Below are 3,594 nucleotides of genomic sequence, written 5' to 3'. Positions count from 1 at the left end.
GGGCGGGGTAGGCCAAGAGATGGAAACCGCAGCCCCCGGGAAGCCCCCTCCTGCTCCTCGGAGAGTGAAGGGACAGCCATGCCGGGGAATACGGCCCGCGACGAATCGCCCCTGGTCCACGTCGGCCCCGCGCCCGCCGCCGGGCAGCCGAGCCCGCAGCCGGGAATCCTGGAGAGGGGGATCGACCTCCTGCTGGCGCTCAGCGCGGCCGCCCGCCCGGTCACGCTGGCGCAGCTGTGCCGCAGCACCAGCCTGCCCAAGTCCACCGCGCACCGCATCCTGGGCGTGCTGTGCTCGCGCGGCCTGGCCGCCCGGGCCGGCGGCGGCTATCTGCCCGGTGAGCTGCTCGGCTCGATGGCGGGCGTCGTGCGCGGCCGGATCCCCGGCACGCGCGAGGTGGTGCTGCCGTACCTGCTCTACCTGTTCGAGACCACCAGGCAGACGGTGAACCTGGCGGTGCCGTCCGGGCTTGAGGCGCGTTACGTCGAGCGCCTGTACGGCCACAACCGGGTCGGCTCGCCGTCCGACGCGGTGGACCGGGCGCCGCTGCACTGCACGGCGACCGGCAAGGCGCTGCTCGCCTACGACCCGGCGCTGCGTCAGGAGTTGCTGGCGCAGGGCTCGTTCGAGCGGATGACCCGGCGCACCATCATCAGCCTGGCCGGGCTGGAGCGGGAGCTGGCCCAGGTGCGCCGGTTCGGGGTGGCGTACGCGCAGGAGGAGTACGCCGAGGGCCTGGCCTGCGTGGCGGCGCCGGTGTTCGGGCCTTCGGGGCGGATCTGCATGTCGGTGGGGGTGGCGGCGCCGGCCATGGCGGCGCCGCTGGCCCGGCTGGGCATGTCGGTGCGCGGCGCGGCCCAGGCCATCTCGGCGGCACTGCTCGCCGCGGGGTAGCCAGCCACCTTCGTGGCGTTCCGGTGACCGGAACGCGGACGGGCCGGTGGCCCGAAAGCGTTCCGGTGGCCGAAACCTCGATTGCGGCCGCCGCCCGCCGGACGATCACATCGGAGTATGCCGATCGACTTCTTCCCGGAGCCGCGCGCGGCCCGGGCCGGCGGGGCGCTGGCCGGCGGGGCGCTGGCCGGCGCGGCGCTGGCCGGCGCGGCGCTGGCCGGCGCGGCGCTGGCCGGCGCGGCCCTGGCCGGCGGGGCGCTGGCCGGCGGGGCGCGGAAGGCCGCGCGTGCCTAGAGGGCTGCCCAAGGCCACCGCGCTGGAGAACCTGCGCCTGGCTCCGGTGCTCCTGAGGCAGGGGGCGCCGCATCCGCCCGCCAGGCCCGACCCGCTCCGCGCCCGCTCGCTGCTGTCGGACCTCACGCTGCGTTACGGCGGGCGTCCCGTGCTGGCCCGCGGTCCCGGCGGCCCGGTCCTGCTCGTGCTCTCGGGACGCGACGCGGCCCGCGTCCTGTCCGGCGAGGCCGGCTCGTACGCGCCGGCCGCCAGGGAGCACCCGGGCGGCCTGCCGGCGGAGTCGCTGCGGGAGACGTTCACCGCGGTGGCCAGGGAGGAGGCCGCCGCACTCGCCGGCGATCCCCCGGCGGACGGCTCCCCCGCGGACGGCTCCCCCGCGGACGGCTCCCCAGCGGACGGCTCCCCAGCGGACGGTTCCCCTGCGGACGGCTCCCCCGTGGACGGCCCTCTGGTGGACGGTGGCCGGCTGGAGGCGTGCTGGCAGCGGGTGGCCAGGCGGTGCGTGTACGGCGCGGGCGCGGCCGAGGACGAGGAGCTGAGCAGGCTGCTGGCCAGGCTGGCGCGCGGCGGCCGGTGGCGGGCACGCGGCCGGGCGCAGCGGCGCAGGGAGGTCCTGTCCGGCCGCTACGACACCCGCATCATCGACCACCTGCGCCGCGCGGAACCCGGCAGCCTGGCCGGGCTCATCGCCGCCGACCCCGGCGGCCCGCACACCCGCGAGCTGCGGCAGGCGGCGTTCTGGCTCATGGGGTTCCACCTGATCGGCCCGGCGCTGATGCAGACGCTCGCGCTGCTCGCCACCCATCCGAACCAGCGCAAGGCCGCCCGCGCCGACGCCGCTCACCTGCGTGCCTGCCTGCGCGAGGGGCTGCGGCTGTGGCCGCCGGTGCCGGTGCTGTCGCGCGTCACCACGGCCGACAGCGACTGGTACGGCACTACGCTGCCGTCCGGGACCAGGGTGCTGGTGCCGCTCCCCGCGCACCAGCGCGATCCGCGCCTGCCGTACGCGGACAGGTTCGTCCCGGAGATCTGGCTGGACGGCACCGCGGCGGACGAGTGGTGGGCCAGGCCGCGCTGCGACGGCGTGGAACTGGTGATCGCGGTCGGCACCGCCTTCCTGGGCGGGCTGCTGCGCACCGCCCGGCCGAAGGCCGCCGGGCGCAGGCTGTCACCGCACGGCCCGCTGCCGCCCGCGCTGGACGTCGCCAGGCTGCGCGTGACGTTGCGCCCACGGCGCAGAAGACGATGACCGTCGCCTGCTCCGCGGGGGTGCCGTCGCGCCCGGCGGGCAGGTCGCGGCGGCCGCAGGGCGGGCAGCCGGGCACCGCGCGCCACGCCGTGCCGGACCTCGCGATACCGGACAGCGTCGGCGCGCCACCGGAGCATGCCTTCCTCCGTTAGAGTCTGCTGTGAAATGTGCATGCCGGGCGGAGGAACGGTCGGTTGAGTCGACGGGATGACGACGGCGAAGGGACGGCGACGTTGGGGCGCTCATCAGGCACTCCGCTGAAGCCTGAAGACCCGCCGGCGATCGGCCCCTATGAGCTGGTCAGCCGTCTCGGCTCGGGCGGCATGGGCACGGTCTATCTGGCCAAGGGCCCCGACGGGGTCAGGGTGGCGCTCAAGGCGATCCGCCGCGACTACACCGCCGACCCGATCTACCGGGCGCGGTTCCACGAAGAGGTGTCCAACGCCCGCAAGGTGGCCTCGTTCTGCACCGCGCGGGTGCTCGACCACGGCGAGCACGACGGCGTGCTGTACCTGGTCACCGAGTACATCGACGGCATCTCGCTGGAAGACCACCTGATCGAGCACGGCGCGCTGTCGCCGTCGGTGCTGCACGCGGCGGCCGTGGGCGTGGCGGCGGCGCTGACCGCCATCCACGCCGTCGGGCTGGTGCACCGCGACCTGAAGCCGGCGAACGTGATGCTGACGCTGGCCGGGCCGCGGGTGATCGACTTCGGTCTGGCGCGTTCCACGAACGTGAACTCGCGCCACACGAACGCCGGCATGGTCATGGGCACACCCGGTTGGATCGCTCCCGAGCAGGTCTTCGAGGGCCGCACCAGCCCGGCCGGGGACGTGTTCGCGTGGGGTTCGCTGATCGCGTACGCGGGGCTGGGCGGGCATCCGTTCGGCGAGGGCGACGCGTACGTGATGGCCGCCAGGGCCCGCACCGCGCCGCCCGACCTGCGCGGGCTGCCCGCGCCGCTGGACCGGCTGGTGGCCGCGGCCATCCACCCCGACCCGGCGCGGCGTCCGGACGCCAGGCAGCTGCTGCTGGAGCTGGTCGGCGCGGCCGACGAACCGGCGGCGCAGCTGGCGGCGACGCGGCATCTGACGAACGCCTGGAACCCCTCGGAGTTCCCACCCCTGACCGCCTCGCCACACGGCGCCCCTCCCGGT

Annotated in this window: 4 protein-coding genes; all 4 read left to right on the top strand. The window is 75.9% G+C overall.

Features of this window, described 5'->3' with window-relative positions; genetic code table 11:
• The first annotated feature begins 78 nt into the window (after positions 1 to 78).
• The gene (locus tag HII36_RS54040; RefSeq protein ID WP_173531182.1) at positions 79 to 894 is read left to right on the top strand and encodes an IclR family transcriptional regulator; all 816 of its coding nucleotides are present in this window, start codon (positions 79 to 81) and stop codon (positions 892 to 894) included.
• 117 nt (positions 895 to 1,011) lie between these two features.
• The gene (locus HII36_RS54035) at positions 1,012 to 1,188 is read left to right on the top strand and encodes a hypothetical protein (RefSeq protein WP_173531181.1); all 177 of its coding nucleotides are present in this window, start codon (positions 1,012 to 1,014) and stop codon (positions 1,186 to 1,188) included.
• Entirely contained in the window at positions 1,181 to 2,437 is a 1,257-nt protein-coding gene (locus tag HII36_RS59075; protein WP_173531180.1) for a cytochrome P450, read from the top strand. Before HII36_RS54035 ends, HII36_RS59075 begins: the two co-directional genes overlap by 8 nt.
• Before the next feature lie 233 nt (positions 2,438 to 2,670).
• Positions 2,671 to 3,594, top strand: a 924-nt coding sequence (locus tag HII36_RS54025; protein WP_173531179.1) for a serine/threonine-protein kinase, incomplete at its 3' end; no start/stop codon positions are given.

Origin of the sequence: Nonomuraea antri, from assembly GCF_013283785.1 — a bacterium.
In the GTDB taxonomy this organism is placed as follows: Bacteria; Actinomycetota; Actinomycetes; order Streptosporangiales; family Streptosporangiaceae; genus Nonomuraea; species Nonomuraea antri.
This window is presented reverse-complemented; position numbering and strand designations above follow the sequence as displayed.